The sequence below is a fragment of the Coprococcus sp. LG101-27 genome (genome assembly GCF_027695515.1).
Taxonomy (GTDB): Bacteria; Bacillota; Clostridia; order Lachnospirales; family Lachnospiraceae; genus Allocoprococcus; species Allocoprococcus comes.
Genome location: NZ_JAQEUJ010000004.1, coordinates 143,106 through 163,174, shown reverse-complemented (window position 1 = coordinate 163,174; position 20,069 = coordinate 143,106). Strand labels below are relative to the sequence as shown.

Below are 20,069 nucleotides of genomic sequence, written 5' to 3'. Positions count from 1 at the left end.
GGGGGATGTAAAAAAACTCAATCGAGTTTTTTCACATCCCCCTTTTTTTAATCATGATATACGATTTTCCCACTACAGATCGTATACTTCACTTTGCCATACATAGGCGTTCCGGTAAATGGTGAGTTGGATGAAAGGGATGCATACTCGGTTGGAGTCCAACATTCGTTTTCATCGAAGATCACAAGGTCAGCTGCCTTTCCTTCGGCGAGCTGTCCGTATGGAAGGTGGTAAAGCTTTGCCGGATTGATGGTCATCTTTTCCAGAAGCTGAATAAGAGATAAATGTCCCGGTCTTACAAGGCTTGTGATGCCAAGGGCAAGGGAAGTCTCCAGACCGATGATTCCGCTTGGAGCTTCGGTGATTGGTTTTGCTTTTTCTTCTTTGCTGTGCGGTGCATGGTCGGTGGCAATCAAGTCGATGGTTCCATCTGCAAGTCCCTGAATAATCGCCTGACGGTCCTTTTCGGTACGGAGCGGCGGATTCATTTTCGCAAGTGTTCCATGCTCAAGGACTGCGTCTTCCGTCAGTGTAAAATGATGCGGTGTGGCTTCGGCGTGAAGTTTTGCACCCATTTTCTTATAAGTACGAACCAGATCGACAGAGATACCGGAGCTGATATGCTGGATCACAACATCGGCGCCGGATTTCAGTGCCAGCATGCAGTCTCTTGCAACCAGAGATTCTTCTGCAATGGAAGGAGAACCGTAGATGCCAAGCGCATCGGATACCTTTCCGTGGCTGATTCCGTTGTTGCGGATGAAAGAAGGATCTTCTTCGTGAAGGCTGACCGGTACGTTAAGCTTTGCCGCCTTTTCCATTGCGTGGAAGCAGAATTCTGCGTTTAGAAGCGGGATCCCGTCATCGGTAAATCCACATGCGCCTGCTTCTTTTAAGGTGTCCATATCGGTTTCTTCCTGCCCTTTCAGGTTGCAGGAAATCGAAGCAGCCTGGAAGATACGGATCTTTTCTTCGGAAGCACGCTCCAGGTTGTCTTTGAGAACCGGAACAGAGTCCACAGTCGGGGAAGTATTTGCCATGCAGATCACGGAAGTAAAACCGCCTTTTGCAGAGGCAAGTGCGCCGGTGTGGATGGTTTCTTTATAAGTAAATCCCGGATCACGGAAATGAACGTGGGTGTCAATCAGTCCCGGTGCAACCACAAGCCCGGCTGCGTCAAGGACTTCCTCTCCTTCTTTTGTAATCAGGGATGCCATTTCTTTGATGATGCCATCTTCAATCAGAAGATCCATTTTTTCGGAAAGTCCGGAAGCAGGATCGATGACAAGTCCGTTTTTGATAATCATAGTAGTTAAGCCTCCTTGCAGGATATTAGTCTGCTTCTAGTATACGGGATGGGAAAAAGGTTTGTCAATGCGACAGGAGAAGTTGAGAAAATAAGACTGGCTACAGAATCCAAAAGAGATTTCAGTTTTGATGTATCCGATCTGGTATGTATCAAAATTGAAATCTTTTTTCTTTTATGCATGTCTCATATTCTTTTCAAGAGCAACTCTCTTCTTCCCAGTTGCACGGTAGAATTCCACGTGTTTTCCAAGAAAACTCTGGATGGCGGAAACGGTTTTTTCAGTCAGAAATGCACAGAAGACAGTGCCGATTCCGATGCCGTAGAATCCGTGGAGGATTGCAAGGGAAAGAACCACAGTAGTCGTCAGACAGGTGAGATCGAAGGTTGTCTTAACGATTTTATAGTTCTTTTTTACAATACCGGACAGATCGCGAGGGAAGATATCCGTCGGGATGATTGGAAGCATACAGTTGTTGGCAAGGCAGATACCGAAGCACATCAGTAAGAATCCTGCCAGGAAATAAATCGTGTGAAGAGGCAGGGAGTTCGGCAGAGCCTGGATCCATGCGTTGTGTACGTCGATCATTTTTCCAAATCCGATCCCGACTACGAAAGAGAAAAGGTAGCCGGGGCAGAATGAACGCTTGAGGATCATCAGTGTAATGACAAGCAGTGTCTGGAAAATATAATTCCATGTTCCGAAACTGAACACCGGGAAGGCGATGTTAAATACAAGCGGCACTGAGGAGATCGTTGAGATCCCGAATTCGCTTTTTGACATCAGATCCACGCCGAGTGAATTGATCAGCAGGACGATGAGCAGAGCGACTTCTCCGGCCAGATGAAATTTTTTCTTATTCATAGGTACAAATCCTTCTTTCCTGATAGATAATAATTTACAATAATTTTATATTTAAGCTGTTTCTCATTATAATGAAGAAAACCGATAAAAACAAATGATTATTTTGAATGTACTAATTCTAAAATAGAATGGAATATGTTAAAATAATGGAAAGTAAAGAGTTGATTTTGAAAAATAAGATGACTGCGAAAGATAACAGAGGGAATATATGAATATCGAATATTTAAAATATTTTTCAGAGCTGGCAAAAATCCAGCATTATGGAAAGGCGGCAAAGGCACTGAATATTTCACAGCCGGGGCTCAGCCACGCAATCAAATCGTTAGAAGAAGAGTATGGAGTCCCGCTTTTTCAGAAGGAAGGGCGGAATGTAAGTCTCAGCCGTTACGGTAAAGAACTGATGAAGGATGTGGATGAAATTCTGGGAGCGTATCTTCGTCTGGAAGAGCGGGCGGCAGGACTTCGGACGGAGGAGAAGACAGTACGGATTGGCAGTGTGTATCCTCTGGCGCCGGGGACGATCCCACATATGTTGAAAGAGTTTGGGGCGACATTTCCATTTATCATCTACAACCGGATGACACCGGAGATCGCAGAAGGACTTTTGGATGGAAAATATGATATCGGCTTCTGCTCGGATCTTCTGAAATCGGATGAAATCGAGTATTATCCGATTCGGGATTCGTATATCGCGGTAGTTGTTCCGAAGGGGCATCCGCTTGAAAATAGAGAACGGATCAGTCTGAAGGAGACAGACGGATACCCTCAGATCATGTTTTCCAAGACCAGCGGTTTCCGTACTCTGCAGGAGCAGATTTTTGCAGAGGAAGGGATGAAGGTAAAGCCGGTGTGTGCTGCGGAAGAGATTGAAGTTATCACAGGACTTGTGGAGAATGGATTCGGGATTGCCGTATTGCCGTATATGGATATCGTGCGGCTGCACAATGTGGTGACGATTCCGGTGAAGACTTCAGGGTGGAATTCCAAATTCTACATTGCGCGAAGAAAGTATGGAATCCGTTCAGAGCAGGAGGATGCATTTTTCCGGTACTGGAAGAAGACAATAACCTGATGGATTATGATGCGGTAAAGACAGTGGGAAATTTGCTGTGGATGATAACAAATGACAGAAGATTCTTCATTAAAATTCGTTAAGAAACCTTGCACTTTCTGAGAGAAGAAGTCTATAATCTGTTTTATGAAATATCGTTGTGAAAATCAAATGGGAGGTTACACAGGATGATAGAACAGATTGTAGAGTATAATAAGAAATTCGTGGAAAATAAAGGTTATGAGCCGTACCTGACCAGCAAGTACCCGAACAAGAAGCTTGCCGTGCTGACCTGTATGGATACCCGTCTGACAGAGCTTCTTCCGGCAGCGCTGGGACTGAAAAACGGAGATGCGAAGATTATCAAGAATGCAGGTGGAGTCATTACACATCCATACGGAAGTGTGGTCAGAAGCCTTCTGGTTGCCATTCTGGAGCTTGGTGTGGAGCAGGTTATGGTCATTGGACATACGGATTGCGGTGTGCAGGGAATGGATGGAAATGAACTGTTAGGAGAACTGGTAGAGCGCGGAATCGACAAAGAACATATTGATATCGTAAGACACAGCGGAATTGATCTGGAAAAATGGCTGGGTGGATTTGAATCTGTGGAGAAGTCGGTAGAAGAGACTGTGCATACACTGAAGACACATCCATTGATGCCGAAGGATATTGAGATCAAGGGATTCATTATGGATTCTGAGACCGGAGAACTTACGGAAGTGTAAGGAAAAGAAATAAAGAAAAAGAGAGATCCTCACAGCAAGGTGGTACTGTGAGGAGTTTTATGGAGGAAAAGTAAGTCTTGCGCTTTTGAAATAAAAAAGTCTATAATCTGTTTAGTGAGATCACAGGAGGATGAGGATAAAAATGGATGATTTAAAATCGTTTACCTATGTTTTAGCGGTTGCAGAATGCAAAAGTATTTCAAAAGCCGCTGAACTTTTATATATTTCACAACCATCACTCAGCAGATTTATATCCAGTCTGGAACAGGAACTTGGAATTTTACTTTTCGAGCGGAAATCGAATGGAATCAGTCTGACAGAGGCTGGTGAAATTTATGTTGAGTATGGAAAAGAAATCAAACGTTTAAACAGCACAATGGAGCATGAATTAAAGGAACTTCAATTATCTGAAGAACAGGAAATACATGTATGCATGTCTCTAAGCGCCAGTCTTTTGTTGGTAATGGAAGTTCAGGAGAAGATCAGTAAAAAATACATCGGGTGTAAAGCATCATTTTCAAATGTCATGGCTAAGGAAATCCTGCCAGGCTTAAAAAACAGGACCTATGACTTGGCAATAGGGCCGGATCTGAGTGAAAAGGATTCTTCTATCGTATTTGATTTTATTGTAGAAGATTATATGTTACTTGCAGTTCCAAAGAAGTATATGATGCTTCAGAAAGCAGAAAAAAGAGAAGGTGAAAAATATCCATGGATGGATATTTCGATGATGCCGAATGAGTTTATTATCCAGGACAATTCCTGTTATGTCAGACAAGAGATCGATCAGATATTTGAAGAATATGGAAAAGAATTGAAGCCAAAGATGATCGTAAACAGTTCGATGCTTGCAATGCAGACCTTGGAGCGAGGAATGGGATTCTGTTTTATATCAGAAGTATTTCTTCCATACATAACAAATACAAAAGATATTGATTTTTTTTGCATTGGAAAAAACAAGGTAAAAAAGACAAAAACAGGTATTATATATTTGAAAAATAAAATCCTTTCCAGACAGGAAAAGTACTGTATATCTGTTTTGAAAGAGAAAATAATAAATGGAGAAATAGGGGCATAGCATGAAGCTATACCCCTATTTTCTTTTGGCATTGGTGAAAACAGTAACAGACAATTATAATAAGATTAACGTGATGAGCCGGTAAACATCATATAAGAGAAGAATGAGAGTTTTTGGAAAAGCGCACTCCGAAAAAGCTTATTGTATATGGATACGGAGGAAAAGAAAGATGAGTATGGCTACAATAGGAGCGATTCTGACATTAATAGTTTTCGTTGCAGTTCTTGCAACGCCAAAATTACCAAACTGGTTTTGTTTTTTGATCATGGCACCGATCGTTGTATTTACAGGAACAATGGATGCAGACGGAGTATATGCCGTGTTAAGCAGTTCAAGTTTTCATCTGATGGCAATTATATGTATGTTTTCAGGAATGATTGCTGCAACAGGGCTTGATATCGTAATGGGAAATGCTTTAGATAAATTAACCGGTAATGTAAGTGGAAAGAAAAAAGAAATGTTAATTTTTGCAATTCTTTATCTTGCATCAGGACTGGTATCATTTGTTCTGCAGAACAGTTATGTTGCAATGGCATTTTTGCCGGTGATTTTCAGTATAGCTAAGAAAAATAAGATCAGTCATTCAAAAATGATTTTGTTTGTAATTTATGCAAGTACTTTAGGTGGTGCTTGTACCCTGATTGGAACACCGACAAATATTTATGCAAATACAGCGCTTGAAGAAGCTGGACTTAAGCTTTTTGGCATGTTTGATTTTGCCTGGGTAGGTATTCCGATTTTTATCCTGGGTGGAATCTATATGATCGTGATGAACCGCTGGTGCCCGTCTTATGAGGAAACAGTGCCAAGCAATTCAGAGATAGAGGCAGCTACAGAAATTACACCTGAGATGAAAAAGAAACAGATGGTTGTAGGAATCAGTTTCCTGTTATTTGTACTTGCTCTGATTCTGGATTCGCTTACAGATATTACAGTGAACCCGAATTTTATCGGATATGCACTGATCGCGGTTTCGGTTCTTACAACTGTTGTAAAACCAAAAGAAGTAATCACTTCATTCGATGTTGATATGGTACTTTTCTGTGCAGGTATCAATTTGATCATTGCAGTTATGAAGAACAGTGGACTTGGGGAAGTGTTTGGAGCTGTTGTGCTGAGTATTCTTGGAGATACGAAAAATCTGTATCTGATCACAGCAGTATTGTTCCTTGGATCGGCAATTGCAACACAGTTTATGAACAATATGGCAACCGCAGGAGTACTTGCCCCGATTGGGATCTCTATTGCAGAATCAATGGGAGCAAACCCACAGGCAATTGTTCTTGCAATTGCAATCGGAGCAGGATGCTCTTTCCTGACACCGATCGCATCAGGAACAAATCAGACATTAATGATCTTTACAAACTTAAAATTTACTGACTTTGCAAAATTTGGATGGCCATTGGTTATTATCAGTTTTATATGCTGTGTAGGAATTCTTCCATTGGTATTCCCGTTCTTTTAAAAGACAGAAAAGAGTTATGTATAACAAAGGGGGCAAAATTTTGTCCCCCGTTTCCAGTTTAAAATAAAGTTAGATGAGGTGGCAGCATGAACAAAGAATTAACCTATTCAACTCCGGAAGAGGAAGGCGTATCATCAGAATATATTATTAATTTTCTGAACGAGATGGAAAAAAGAGAAGCAGAGATCCATGGAATCATGATCTTGAGAAACAATAAAGTTATATTTGAAGCATATAATGAACCGTATCGGAAGGAAATCCCACATATTGTCCATTCTTTTACAAAATGTTTTACAAATACAGCGGCGGGAATTGCATATACAAAAGGACTCATAAAGCTGGAGGATAAGGTACTTGATTATTTTCCGGAATATCGTGAGGCAGCAAATGAGTATCTTCAGAAGCTTACGATACGGAATTTACTTACGATGCGCAGTGGACAGGAAAGAAGTATAGGTGGAAATGAATGGAGACCATTAAAAACCAGCTGGCTGGATGCATATTTTAAAGTACCGTTTGTAAAAGAGCCGGGAAGTGAATTTATGTATTCAAGTGGGAATTCTTATATTACGTCAGCGATCGTACAGCGTATTACAGGAAAAACATGCCATCAATTGATCGAAGAAGAACTGGCACCGTACATTGGTCTGGAGAAGTTTAGCTGGGGAGAAAGTCCGGAAGGAATCTGTTCAGGTGGAAATGGTGTGAGCATTACGGTAGAAGGAATGGCCAGACTTGGGTTACTTTATCTGAATCAAGGAAAATGGGGAGAAAAACAATTATTAAGTGCTGATTGGGTGAATCTTGCACTCGGTAAAAAAGATCCACAACCAAGGAAAGTAGGAGAAAAAGATTATAATTTTCACTGGACACATACGGGTGATATCTGGTGTGCAGATGGAATGTTTGGGCAGACCTGTGCGATTGTTCCGGAACAAAATATGGTAATTGCTATTACTGCGGCAGACAGTAATTACCTGGAGACGGAACTGATTCAAAAAGAGATTTTGGATCCGATGAAAGAAGAAAGAAATTTCGCTGAAAAGATGTGGAATGTATTAAAAAATAAAGGTCTCAGAATGTCTCTGGAAAATAAAAACAGATCTGTCAGTAACAAAATGGTTTCAGGAAATCGGAAAATAGAAATGGAACCTTTTGAGAATGAAGATAGAATAGAAAAAACAGGTCTGGAATTTTTAGAAGATAAAGTAATATTCTGGATGAAAGATAACAGAGGAACACATTTTGTAGAAGCAGGACTGGACTGTTGGATTCATGGGGAAACCTCTATGACAGGTGGATATCTGCACCATCAGTATGAGATGGATGAAATGAAAATTGCTGCATGTGCTTACTGGAAATCAGAAAATGTGTTGATGATGGAATGGCGCTATCCGGAGATGGCTTTTTTTGATCATGTGTCTTTTGAATGGAAAGAAGACAGGGTATATATGAAACGCTGGGTGAATATGAATTCACAGGCACTGGAAAGACCAGTTGTAACAGCAAAAATATGCGAATCTTAACAATTATTAAGAAAACCATAGGTGTTTCTGTAAGGTAAGAGCCCTATGATAAACACAACGAAGCAAATACTAATGCAAATGGATGTTAAGGAGGAAGCACGAATGGAAATCAAGAAACCTGCAATTGCAGGAACATTAGAATCCAGTGACTGCCAGGTAACAGTAGAAGCCGGAGAAGGAAAAGTTGATTTTTCACTGGAAAGCGCAGTGATCAATCAGTATGGAAACCAGATTAAGAAAGTAGCTTATGAAACACTGGAAAATCTGGGAATCGATAATGTAAAGCTTACAATCGTAGATAAAGGAGCCCTTGACTGTACGATCAAAGCAAGAATCGAAGCAGCTGTTTACCGTTCGGTAGGACAGATTGAAGATTTACCGTGGGGAGGTGCGATCAGATAATGAATCCGAATAAAAAAAGACTTAGAAGAACTATGATGTTTTTAAATGCACAGAAACCGGGACTGATCAAGGATCCTTATATTTACAAACCGGATTCCATCATGCTTGACCTGGAAGATGCGGTTGCAGAAAACCAGAAAGATGCAGCCAGATTTTCTCTTTATCATGCACTTAAGACGATTAATTATAGAGGATGTGAACGTGTTGTCAGAATTAACGGACTGGACACTCCTTACTGGAAAGAAGATATCCGCTGCGCAGTAGCAGGTGGCTGTGATGCGATTCGTATTCCAAAGACAGAATCCGCACAGGATGTAAAAGTGGTAGAAGCAGAAGTTGTTCAGGCTGAAAAAGATTTTGGACGCGAAGAAGGAAGCGTTCTGATCATGGCAGCTATTGAATCAGCACGAGGCGTGATGCGTGCACTTGATATCTGCGAATCTTCTGAAAGACTTTTTGGTATTGCCCTTTCCGGCGGAGATTACACCAAAGACCTTCAGACACACATCACCGGAACCGGAATCGAGCTTATGGGAGCAAGACAGAACATGGTGATCGCAGCACGAGCAGCTGGTGTACAGTGCTTTGATACTGTATACACAGACCTTGATGATATGGATGGTTTCCGTCAGGATGTTGAAAATATCCACCTGATGGGGTTTGATGGAAAATCCATCATCAACCCAAGACAGATCAACATTGTACATGAAATCTTTACACCAAAACAGAAAGATATCATTTTCGCAGAAAAAGTTGTCCGTGAAATTGATACAAAGAAAGCACAGGGAATCGGTGTATTTACAGTAGACGGTAAGATGATCGATATCGCTTTCTATGACGGAGCAAAGAGAACAATCGAGCTTGCAAAAGCTTCAGGTGTGTATAAGGGGGATTTATAAGATGATTAACGCAGTAGGTAGAGATATCCCGGAAGAGATTTTAAAAGCAACTGGCAAAGAAGTATTTCAGGGTGTGCATCATTTTGACGGACATGTCTATAAAAAACACGGACCGGAAGTAGAATGTGTGATCAATTCCAACGGAAGCAAGATGGTAGATAGTATCCATGATGTTCTTGTAAAATGTGGCATTAAAGATGGTATGACAGTCAGCTTCCATCACCATTTCCGTGAAGGGGATTACGTTGTAAATATGGTAATGAAAGAGATCCATGATATGGGGATCAAGGACATTACTATCTGTGCAAGCTCTCTTGGAAAAGCACATGATCCTCTGGTAGAGTATATTGAAGATGGAACCATTACAAATATCCAGTCATCCGGTGTGCGTGGAAAGATCGGAGAAGCTATTTCCAATGGTAAATTAAAAGGTCTTGCGATCATGCGTTCCCACGGCGGACGTGTACGTGCCCTGGTAACAGGTGAGACACAGATCGATATCGCATTTATCGGAACTCCTACCTGTGATGAGTACGGTAACTGCCGTGGTATCGGTGGAAAATCTGACTGTGGTGTACTTTCCTACGCAATGTCAGATGCTTTCCATGCAAACAAAGTCGTAGCAATCACAGACTGCATGGTTCCGTTTCCGAACTTTCCGGCACATATTTCAATGACAAAGGTAGACTATGTTGTAGAAGTAGACCAGATCGGTGATCCGAAGAAGATCGCAACAGGTGCAGCAAAACCGACCACAGATATGAGAAAGCTGATGATGGCCGATTACTGTACACAGTTCGTTGTAAATACACCGTATTTCAAAGATGGATTCTCTTATCAGACAGGTGTCGGCGGAGCTTCTATCGCATCTACTATTTCACTTGCAAAGGTAATGAAAGAAAGAAATATCCGCATGCGTTTTGGTGTGGGTGGTCTTACAAAGCCGATGTGTGACCTTCTGATCAACGGTCAGGTAGATGCACTTCTGGATACACAGGACTTTGACCTTGCAGCCGTAGAATCTGTAAAAGATCTGCATCATTTCCGGATCAGTGCAGGTGAGTATGCGAACCCGTTCAACAAGGGGGCAGTTGTCAATAAATTGGACTTCGTAATTCTTGCAGCTCTGGAAGTTGACGTACACTTCAACTGTAACGTTGTTGTAGATTCTAATGGTATGATTACAGGAGCGCAGGGTGGACATCCGGATACAGCAGCCGGAGCAAAATGTGCCATCGTTATCGCACCGCTTCTTCAGGGAAGAACACCGGCAATCTGTACAGACGTAACAACCGTCACAACACCGGGAGAAAGTGTAGACGTTGTCATCACAGATTATGGTATTGCAATCAATCCGAAGAGACAGGATCTGATCGAAGCAATGAAAGATGTAGACCTTCCGTTTAAGACCATCGAAGAATTACGTGATATCGCTTACTCTATCGCGGGGGAACCACAGAAGGTACAGTTTGGAGATCGTGTTGTCGGTGTCATTGAAAGCCGTGACGGTACCATCATGGATGTTGTCCGTCAGATTAAGCCGTTTGAATTTGATGATTAAATTCTGATCGGAAAACTTACAGGTTATTGGCAATTGGATATAAAAGGAGAACCGTATGGGAAAGAATCAGGCGGTAGAGAAAGCAGAATACTTTGCAGAATCGATTGGTCGGATGGCGTATCAGGCGCTGCTTGAGGAAGTCTATACGGTTCCCAAACCGGGGCTTGTAGATCCGTATTCCTGTGGTGCCCACACTGATATGGATGTGCAGACCTTTGAAAGAAGTGCAGAGGCGTTGTATCCGTGGTTTGTCAGAATGGCATACCAGGGATATCAGCTGACCTGTACGCCGGAAGATCTTTTCCGTGAAATCCGTAAGACCGGAATGCTTGCGGAGGAAGCCATGTATCGGGCAACCGGACATGTGAATACACATAAAGGGATGATCTTTACCCTTGGAATATTCAGTGCGGCAGCGGGAAGATGTATCCAGGAAGACGGAACGGTTACTTTGCAATCCATCCTTCGGATGGAGCAGAAGATGACTGCCAGGATCTTAAGAGCCGAAATTGAGATGTTGGGAAAGGAACCTGCGAAAAGTAACGGTGAGAAAAATCTCGTACAATACGGGACTACAGGGATTCGCGGGGAAGCGCTTGCCGGATACCCATCTGTTTTTCATATTGCGCTTCCGGTACTGGAGGATGGACTTTTGCGGGGAATGGAGTGGAACCGGATCAAATTACAGATCCTTTTTGCACTGATGAGCCGGGTGCAGGATTCCAACATTTTATCGAGAAAGAATCCGTCAGTACTCTATCAGGTACAGATGGAAGCGATGCAGTTTCTGGAGGAAGGCGGAGCCTACTCAGAAGATGCGTTAGACAAACTGATCCGCATGGATGCGGATTATATAAAGCGTGGTATCAGCGCGGGTGGGTGTGCCGATCTACTTGCCACCTCACTGTTTCTTGCGATGCTGTGCAATAAAATTCCAAACGAGAACGGGGCAATCCTGAACCTCTTTCCAGTTGTAAAATAGAGCGTATAATAACTGAGAACGGGAATCAAATTTTCTGCCATGAATATGGACTGCACCAGACTGGTGAGGAATAAAAAAGATGACTTTTCACAAATGAGTGGGTGAAAAGTCATCTTTTTATTTCATAGGAAATTCCAAAGGAACTTCCTATGAAATAAAAGGCACTGCGTGCCGGAGATGCGCACTCGCACGAAGATGAAGAATGTCGCAAGCGACCGCGCTCGGCGCGAGAATGTGCCGAGGCACATTCTTTTTTATTAGGAGAAGATTCTGGATGGAGCCTCTTCTTGATGAAAAGGTCGTTTACGGAACAAACCGGTATCCCAGTCCGCGGATTGTCAGGATATACGCCGGATTCTGTCTGTCGTCCTCGATCTTACCACGAAGCCGGTTGATGTAGACCATGATCGCATTGTCATCAACGGCAACCGTATTGCCCCAGACATGCTCATAGATCATATCCTTGGTGAAAACCTGCTGCGGATGCTTCATAAAAAGCAGAAGAAGTGCAGACTCCTTGGAAGAAAGGATAAGTTCTTCGCCATTTTTGTAAAAACGCATGGTTGTGGTATCATAGCTGAATGGACCGCATTCCAGAGTATCGGAATTGTCGAGTACCAGATTCTTGTTGCGGCGGATCAGTGCTTTTACTTTGGCACCAAGTACAAGCGGTCGGAACGGCTTAGTGATATAATCATCCGCTCCAAGTGAAAGCCCGTACAGAGAATCATAGTCTTCATTACGTCCGCTGACGATCATAACCGGAGTACTGATCCCCTGATTGCGAAGCCTTTTGATAACTTCAAACCCTTCCATATCTCCCAGCATGATATCCATAAGGATCAGGTCAAATGTATGATTTTTCAGGATGGACAGAGCATCCATGCCACAGTTTACTGTTGTTGTTTCCAGCTCATTGCTGTGCATTACTTTTTCCAGCAGCTTACAGATTGCCGGATCATCATCTACGATCAGTATTTTGTCAGCCATTGAGGCAACCTCCCAAAAGTAAAAATTTCAATAAATTCTATACAACTTATAAAAAACATTATAATATTAGAAAGAGAACAAGTCAATTGATAACAAACCGGGGACGAGAATGTATGAAGAAAAACAAAAAGACACTGATTGCTGCGATTCCACTTTTTTTAATCGTAATTCTTGTATTTGCAGGATTTGGTGTCTGGAAAAAGTACAGAGATACTTTGATGCAGAACCAGGAGGAACAGATGCTCCTGACAACCAGAATCCTGAGTGAAAATATGGCGATGTCCACAGAGGAATATGAGGAAAGTTTAAGCTTTCTTGCAAAAACAGCAGAGAACAGACCGCAGGATGAGGCAAAACAACTATATCGGGAATTTATAGACACACAGACCAGTTTTATCACGAATCTGTACCTGGAAGACGAACAGGGAAAGCTTTCAGAGAGTGTCAAGGATGTACAGATTGTAAGTTCACAGCTGCTCACTCAAAGCTCGGCAAAGAATAGCATTTATATGGAAAAAGATACAGGTGGGAAAATCTATAATGTATATAAGCGTGTTTTGAAGGATGGGAGAAAGATCTGTCTGATGATCGATGCGGAAAAATATTATCAGAAACTGATTTCGGGAATTCACATCGGAACGAATGGATACATTGTTGTCAAAGATGCAGAAGGAACGATCATCATGCATCCGAAGAAAGAACAATGGGGAATTCCGGTTATTGCAGGAAGGAAGAAAATGTATCCGGATCTGGATTACTCCAGTCTGGAGAAGATGATTGAGGATCAGAAGAAGAGAAAAGAAGGTATTTCTCATTATTATTCGTATTGGTGGACAAATGAAAAACGTCCGAGAGTACAGAAAATCAGTGCATATTCTCCGGTTCAGATCGGAGACAGCTTCTGGGTAGTCAGTGCGGTGATCGACTACGATGATCTGTACGAACCGATAGCTGAAGGTTTCTTGAAAATGGTATGTATTTTTGTTGGTATTTTGTTGGCTGCCGGTATTGCGGTTGTCTTATTTGGCAGAGTGATGCGTGATATGAGAAGAGCTGTGCGGGAGATCAATGATCTGAAAGAACTGAATGAGCAGTTGGAAAAAATGCATCGGAGCGAGCAGAGTATCGCACATCAGCAAAGACTTCAGATCATGGGAACTATGACAGGTGGTATCGCACATGAATTCAATAATTTTCTGACTCCGATCATGGGATATGCAGAGCTTCTGATGATGGAACTTCCGGAAGGATCAGAAGAACAGGACAGTGCAAAAGAAATTTATGAGGCTTCGGAAAAAGCAAAGGATGTAGTGCGCCAGATTTCGTCCCTGAGTCGAAAGAATGTAGAGACCGTTTATAAAAATATTTCGATAAAGAAATTCATGACGCGTGCAGAAAGGATGATGGAATCTGTCTGTACGCCTCTGATCCATATGGAAAGTGAGTTTTGTGTAGATGATGAAATGATCCTTGGAAATGCGACACAGCTGAACCAAGTGCTTTTAAATGTCTGCGTTAATGCGGTGCATGCGATTGGAAAAAATCAAGGAAATATCAGAATATCCTGCCATTCAGAAGAAAAAGAAAAACTGGCTCAGGGAGTGATTGAAAAGCTTTCGGATGTATGGAAAAAATATATCCATATCCAGGTGAAAGATAATGGGTGTGGAATGGATAAAGAGACGCTGCGTCAGATTTTTGATCCATTTTTTACAACGAAAAAAGGGGGAGAGGGTACCGGACTTGGACTGGCACTTGCGGAGCAGATTATTACTTCACATAAGGGATATATTTATGCAGAGAGCAAAAAAGGAGAAGGAAGTACCTTTCATATCTACCTTCCGGTACTGGATACAGAGCATATGCCACAGATTGTGCAGAATATTCCCAGAAAGGATTATCGGATCGTGGTGGCAGATGACAATGCAAAGGTATTGCAACTGCTGAAAAAGAATTTTGAGAAGATTGGGATCCAGATTCAGACCTGTATGAAAAGAGAAGAACTACAAAAATGTCTGGAACAGCAGGAGGCAGATGTACTGGTAGTAGACGAGACGATGGAGGATTGCAGTGGAGTGGATTTCTGTATGTCGCTTGCAGGCAGATATCCGGACATGCTGAAGCTTATTATTATTGATGGAGTCAGCCGTGAGGTGGCAGAGGCCCGGCAGAAAGGAATCATTGACGGATATGTAGAAAAACCGGTATCGGATACCGCAATTCTCGAGGCAATTCGGAATCGTGCCAACCAGCCGGTATAAGAAAAAAGACGCAGATATCTGTAAGGTGTAAGATAAGACAAACCCAACCTTAATACTTTTAAAGATTTACCTTAACAAAATGTAAGGAGGAATCTGTAAGAGTGTAAGGTTGGGTTTTTATAATGGAATCATCAAATAAATGGTACGAAAAAGTACCCGTACAAAAGGAAGGAGAAAATGCCATGAGTGAAGCGATGCTTGCCTTATTGGGATTTGCAACGATCATTGTAGTGATTGCGTTGCTTTTAAGAAATGTAACGGTACCGGCACTTGCGTTTGTCAGTGTATCCACTGTAACAGGTGCGATTCTTGTAGCGACCGGAACATTTACGATCAAAGAAATGGGGGAATTTATTTCAGCCGGTGTATCCGGAGTACACGGTACTGCGGCGTTGTTTATCTTCTCTGTACTCTTCTTTGGAATTATGACAGATGTAGGAATGTTCGATAAGATCATCAATGCATTGATGAAGAAGGTTGGAAGTAATGTAGTCGGTGTGGCAATGATGACCTGTATCATTGCGATGATCGGACATCTGGACGGAGGTGGAGCTTCCACATTCCTGATCACGATTCCGGCAATGCTCCCGGTGTACAAACGTCTGAATATGAGACCGACAACTCTGATGCTGATCTGTGTATCTGCAATGGGTGTTATGAACCTTTTGCCATGGGGCGGACCGACAATGCGTGCGGCTACTGTTCTTGGAATTGAACCGAATGCCCTGTGGAAACAGATCATTCCAATGCAGGTTGTAGGTATTTTCATTGCACTCGGAACTGCATTTATCTGGGGAAATATCGAAAAGAAGAGAGGTGCAGGCACTTCTTCAGCAGAAAAGATCGAGTATGGCGGAATTGAAGATGAAGCCGTAACAGATGATGAAAAGAATGAGCTTGCAAGACCGAAACTCTTTGTGTTCAATGTAATCGTAACACTGGTAGTGATCGTAAACCTGGTTCTTGCAAAGGTACCGTCTTACTATATCTTTATGGTAGGATGTGCAGTAGCACTTTTTGTAAACTACCCGGGTGCAAAAATGCAGGGTAAGATCATTAAATCCCATGCAGGTCCGGCACTTACCATGGCATCTACGATTCTTTGTGCAGGTGTATTTCTTGGAGTGATGCAGCAAACAGAGATCATGACTCATATGGCTAATGTACTTGCAAATGTAGTTCCACAGTCTATGGGAAGATTTTTACCGCTTATCGTAGGTCTGGTATCTGTACCGCTTACACTGATGTTTGATACCGATTCCTTCTTCTTCGGAATGCTTCCGGTACTGATCGGAATCGGAAACGAATTCGGTGTAAATCCGGCACATATTGCCATTGCAATGGTTGTTTGCCGTAACTGTGCAACTTTCATCAGCCCGGTTGTTCCTGCTACTTTCCTTGGAACCGGACTTGCCGGTGTGGAGATCAAAGATCACATCAAGAACAGTTTCTTCTGGATCTGGGGTGTAAGTATTATCTGTCTGATCTCAGGTATAATTCTTGGAGTTATCAAATTCTAGTTAGATAAATAAAAAGATCCTGTATTTCATGTGATTTGTACATGGAGTACGGGATTTTTTTGGATATGCATATAAAATGGTCTGATGATTGAAATGCAACGAAAGTGCTCGAAAATGTTATGCAGGGTATAAGATTTCAGGAAAATGTGATAGAGTTATTTTACTTCGATTTAGTTCTAAAATCGAAAAAGTATCTAATTAACCATAATCAGAAGGTATCTCATTTTCGGTGCTCAATTTTCGAGTAAACTCCCGACAATGAACAAAGCAAAAGAAAATATAGAAGTATGGGAGTTTGCCTTTACAAAGGATGACAGTATGTTAAAATATTTATAGTAGAAAAGTCAGATTTTCCTTTCTATATTTTTACAATGCAGAAAGGGGAATCATATGACAGAAGAAAAGAAACAATTAACAGAAAATCAGGATAGCTTTATAATGCATCCAACGGTAGATTTCTGCTTCAAGGAATTAATGGAGAATGCAAAAGTAAGACAGGGATTGATTGCGGCAATTCTAAAGAAAGATCCAGAAGAAATTCAGAAAACAAAGTTGATGCCAACAATTTTAAGGAAAGAATATCCGGAAGATAAATACGGGATTCTGGATGTAAGAGTTCTCTTGAAAAATGGAGAGCAGATGGATTTGGAAATGCAGGTGGTGCCATTTGAATTCTGGTTTCAGAGGAGCTTTTATTATCTGTCAAAGATGGTAACGGATCAAATGAAAACAGGGGATACTTATGATAGAATTAAACCGTGCATTCATGTTGGAATTTTGGACTTTAATTTCTTTGAAAATGATACCAGATGTTATCATGCGGGAATGTTCTGTGATAAAGAGACTGGAGAAGTGCTGACGGACTTGCTGCAGATTCATATTCTGGAATTGAAAAAGTTGCCACCGGAAAGTCAGAATGAAACTGGGATCATCCAGTGGATGCGATTTATGAGCGGAAAGAACAGAAAGGATTTTGCAAAGATGGCAGAGCAAAATGAATATATTAAAGAAGCTTATGAATGTCTGGAGAAGATGAGTGCAGATGAAAGAAAAAGAAGAGAATACGAAGAAAGACAAAAAATTTTGTGGGATCATAATTCGTTTATGAAAAGTGCAAAAATAATTGGGATGCGAGAAGGACGTGAAGAAGGACGTAAAGAAGGACGTAAAGAAGGGCGTAAAGAAGGGCGTAAAGAAGGGTACAGGGAAGCATTAGTTTCAATTGTTATAAAAAAATTGCAAAAAGGGATGTCAGCAGAGGAAATTGCAGATTTTCTGGAAGAGGATGTCTTGACGATACAGAGAATCTATGATATTGCCAATACCTATGCACCGGAATATGATATAGAAAAAATAGTACAAAAGTTGGGAAACACATCGGGAATGAAACAAAAGTAAGAAAAGAGTAAGTCAAATCAGATAGATGAGTGATTTGACTTACTCTTTTTTCGCATGTAATTAGTTGTTGTTCACTTATAAAGTAAAAACACCATATGAGGATGCCCTAAGGCATATGCCTTAGTATGAGGAATGTTTTACTTCAAAATTTTCCGCAAAATACAAGTAATAATTCCCACCACGCAGAATGGAAAATATGCCGGGTAAAGGGAACCAAATACCAGGATACCGCCTCTGATACCGGTAAACAGTTCGACATCCGCAGGAATTGCATTTGCCGCAAGGCTGAACAGGTAGGAAAGAACATATACCAGGACAAAATAAGTAAGTCCGCGTCCGGTTCCGTGTCGGATGCCACTTAATGTGAAAAAGAACGTAGACAGCATCCAGATCAGCATAACCGCTCCGACAGTCAGATAAGCAATCAGAGTAAGATCTGGATTGGATGTCAGTGTATTGATATCTCCATAATCAGACAGCTGATTCCAGAATGAAAAAAAGGTAATCGCCAGGATGATGGCGGACATCAGAACCGGTGCCGGGCGAAGGATGAAAGTGGTCAGTTTCTCAGCGGCAGTACTTCCGGTGCGGGCAATATTCCGGATTGGAGCAGCCAGTTCTTCGGAAGAGGAATCGGGACGTCTGCGGGAATTTCTCCGTTCTGTCCGTCTGGCTGGTCTTTGGCGGTCATAATAAGAATCCTCTTCTTCATAATCATCGTCATAATCAGGAGCAAGCCTGTCTGTTTCATCGTAGTAGTCGTCAGTTTCATAATCGTTAAGGTAGTCTGTGTCGTCATAACGGTCGTCATAATCATCCTGCCCCACAGGGATCGACGGGAGATCGCCTGTATAAGTTACTTCAAAGTTGTCATCAAAATAGTCGTCTATATTTTTTTTATTATTCATAAAACAAATACACCCTCCTTGTGCATAAGTGTATGGTAACTGTTTTGACAGTCTGTGTCAAATAAATAATGAGATGATTGTGAAATCTGAAAAATTGAAAATGGGTTAATGTAGCAAAGATGGAAAGAGAAAGAGTGGTAGGGGACATCATTCTATGGTAGAATAAATCTGTATGAAAAAATAAATGAGGACAGAAAAATATGGCAATCAATATAGCAACAAAAGCAATCCTGAAAATCCTGTCTTTTGGAGGGATTGATGTAGAAGTATCAAGGCAGCTTGCGGATCTGAAAAGACTGGATCCGATGAAAATTTTTTATAAAAAAATGGATCTGCAGGTATATAACGGAGATTATGAAGTTCCGATCCGGGTATTTTTCCCGGATGAAGCATCGTGTCTGGAAAAAGATCAGATCAAGGGACGAAAGATCATGCTTTTCCTTCACGGAGGAGGATGGGCGACTGAGCATGTGGAAAATTATGAGAGAGTATGTTCCCGGATGGCACAGGCGACGGGGCAGACTGTAGCAGCAGTAGAATACCGCCTGGCGCCGGAGCACAAGTTCCCGACCGGGCTTATGGACTGTTATGCCGTGGCAAGAGCATTGTATACGCATCCGGATACAAAGCCGGAGGATATTACTCTGATTGGAGACAGTGCAGGTGGCAATCTGGCAGCTGCATTGTCCATTATGGCACGGGACCGTGGCGAATTTATGCCAAAGAGACAAATTCTGATCTATCCGGCAGTCAATAATGATTATTCAGAGAAGAGTCTGTTCTCTTCTGTAAGGGAGAACGGGCAGGATTATCTTCTGACGGCAGGCAAATTAAAAGATTATATCAATCTTTATGCAGGTTCGGAAGAGGACAAGTTAAATCCATATTTTGCACCGATTCTGGAGAAAGATCTGTCAGGACAGCCGGATACACTGATCCTGACGTCAGAATTTGATCCGCTCCGGGATGAGGGAGAAGCGTATGGAAGACGTCTTGCAGAGGCAGGTAACCGGGTGGAAGTACACCGGATCAAGGATGCACTTCACGGATATTTTGCACTGGGAATCCGGAGTCTGCATGTACAGGAAAGTTTTGAATATATCAATCATTTTCTGGAGGGGGAATAGAA

General features: G+C 41.9%; 17 protein-coding genes. 13 read left to right on the top strand and 4 right to left on the bottom strand.

Annotated elements, in window-relative coordinates; translation table 11 throughout:
* Positions 1–47 precede the first annotated feature (47 nt).
* Together PG766_RS05660 and PG766_RS05655 are read right to left on the bottom strand one after the other, a co-directional pair.
* The gene (locus tag PG766_RS05660) at positions 48–1,307 is read right to left on the bottom strand and encodes a dihydroorotase (protein WP_118199707.1); all 1,260 of its coding nucleotides are present in this window, start codon (positions 1,305–1,307) and stop codon (positions 48–50) included.
* Between the two features lie 174 nt (positions 1,308–1,481).
* The gene (locus PG766_RS05655; RefSeq protein WP_118199706.1) at positions 1,482–2,171 is read right to left on the bottom strand and encodes a DUF6198 family protein; all 690 of its coding nucleotides are present in this window, start codon (positions 2,169–2,171) and stop codon (positions 1,482–1,484) included.
* Positions 2,172–2,379: 208 nt separating this feature from the next.
* On the opposite strand from PG766_RS05655, the gene PG766_RS05650 reads away from it, so the two are divergent.
* From PG766_RS05650 to citG, 9 genes are all read left to right on the top strand, one after another.
* Complete coding sequence (locus tag PG766_RS05650; protein WP_118199705.1) at positions 2,380–3,243, top strand: LysR family transcriptional regulator; 864 nt, start codon at positions 2,380–2,382, stop codon at positions 3,241–3,243.
* A gap of 167 nt (positions 3,244–3,410) precedes the next feature.
* The gene (locus tag PG766_RS05645) at positions 3,411–3,950 is read left to right on the top strand and encodes a beta-class carbonic anhydrase (RefSeq protein WP_055246440.1); all 540 of its coding nucleotides are present in this window, start codon (positions 3,411–3,413) and stop codon (positions 3,948–3,950) included.
* Between the two features lie 142 nt (positions 3,951–4,092).
* Positions 4,093–5,028, top strand: coding sequence for a LysR family transcriptional regulator (locus PG766_RS05640; protein ID WP_173817067.1), 936 nt, complete (start codon positions 4,093–4,095; stop codon positions 5,026–5,028).
* A gap of 169 nt (positions 5,029–5,197) precedes the next feature.
* Positions 5,198–6,493 (top strand): SLC13 family permease, encoded by a 1,296-nt coding sequence (locus PG766_RS05635; protein WP_270590582.1) that lies wholly within the window; start codon positions 5,198–5,200, stop codon positions 6,491–6,493.
* 86 nt (positions 6,494–6,579) lie between these two features.
* Positions 6,580–8,019: a serine hydrolase domain-containing protein gene (locus PG766_RS05630; RefSeq protein WP_118199702.1), complete on the top strand. Its 1,440-nt coding sequence runs from the start codon at positions 6,580–6,582 to the stop codon at positions 8,017–8,019.
* 102 nt (positions 8,020–8,121) lie between these two features.
* Positions 8,122–8,421, top strand: coding sequence for a citrate lyase acyl carrier protein (gene citD / locus PG766_RS05625; RefSeq protein WP_044998939.1), 300 nt, complete (start codon positions 8,122–8,124; stop codon positions 8,419–8,421).
* The gene (locus PG766_RS05620) at positions 8,421–9,320 is read left to right on the top strand and encodes an aldolase/citrate lyase family protein (RefSeq protein WP_008371977.1); all 900 of its coding nucleotides are present in this window, start codon (positions 8,421–8,423) and stop codon (positions 9,318–9,320) included. The genes citD and PG766_RS05620 overlap by 1 nt, the downstream gene beginning before the upstream one ends.
* Position 9,321: 1 nt before the next feature.
* Positions 9,322–10,881 carry a citrate lyase subunit alpha gene (citF, locus tag PG766_RS05615; protein WP_008371975.1) on the top strand — a complete coding sequence of 520 codons (1,560 nt, stop codon included), beginning with the start codon at positions 9,322–9,324 and terminating at the stop codon, positions 10,879–10,881.
* 55 nt (positions 10,882–10,936) lie between these two features.
* Positions 10,937–11,863: a triphosphoribosyl-dephospho-CoA synthase CitG gene (citG, locus tag PG766_RS05610; RefSeq protein ID WP_008371973.1), complete on the top strand. Its 927-nt coding sequence runs from the start codon at positions 10,937–10,939 to the stop codon at positions 11,861–11,863.
* Between the two features lie 303 nt (positions 11,864–12,166).
* Here the strand turns inward: citG and PG766_RS05605 are convergent, their stop codons facing one another.
* The gene (locus tag PG766_RS05605; RefSeq protein ID WP_008371972.1) at positions 12,167–12,853 is read right to left on the bottom strand and encodes a response regulator transcription factor; all 687 of its coding nucleotides are present in this window, start codon (positions 12,851–12,853) and stop codon (positions 12,167–12,169) included.
* Between the two features lie 113 nt (positions 12,854–12,966).
* On the opposite strand from PG766_RS05605, the gene PG766_RS05600 reads away from it, so the two are divergent.
* The 3 genes from PG766_RS05600 (at position 12,967) to PG766_RS05590 (ending at position 18,032) form a co-directional block, all read left to right on the top strand.
* The gene (locus PG766_RS05600; RefSeq protein WP_117822800.1) at positions 12,967–15,114 is read left to right on the top strand and encodes an ATP-binding protein; all 2,148 of its coding nucleotides are present in this window, start codon (positions 12,967–12,969) and stop codon (positions 15,112–15,114) included.
* 182 nt (positions 15,115–15,296) lie between these two features.
* Positions 15,297–16,634: a CitMHS family transporter gene (locus PG766_RS05595; protein ID WP_118199709.1), complete on the top strand. Its 1,338-nt coding sequence runs from the start codon at positions 15,297–15,299 to the stop codon at positions 16,632–16,634.
* 390 nt (positions 16,635–17,024) lie between these two features.
* Positions 17,025–18,032, top strand: coding sequence for an Rpn family recombination-promoting nuclease/putative transposase (locus PG766_RS05590; RefSeq protein WP_118199701.1), 1,008 nt, complete (start codon positions 17,025–17,027; stop codon positions 18,030–18,032).
* Between the two features lie 137 nt (positions 18,033–18,169).
* Here the strand turns inward: PG766_RS05590 and PG766_RS05585 are convergent, their stop codons facing one another.
* On the bottom strand, positions 18,170–18,940 hold the full coding sequence (locus PG766_RS05585) for a hypothetical protein (protein WP_118199700.1): 771 nt from the start codon (positions 18,938–18,940) through the stop codon (positions 18,170–18,172).
* A 200-nt stretch (positions 18,941–19,140) separates the two neighbouring features.
* On the opposite strand from PG766_RS05585, the gene PG766_RS05580 reads away from it, so the two are divergent.
* On the top strand, positions 19,141–20,067 hold the full coding sequence (locus tag PG766_RS05580; RefSeq protein WP_008371960.1) for an alpha/beta hydrolase: 927 nt from the start codon (positions 19,141–19,143) through the stop codon (positions 20,065–20,067).
* The last annotated feature ends 2 nt before the right edge of the window (positions 20,068–20,069 follow it).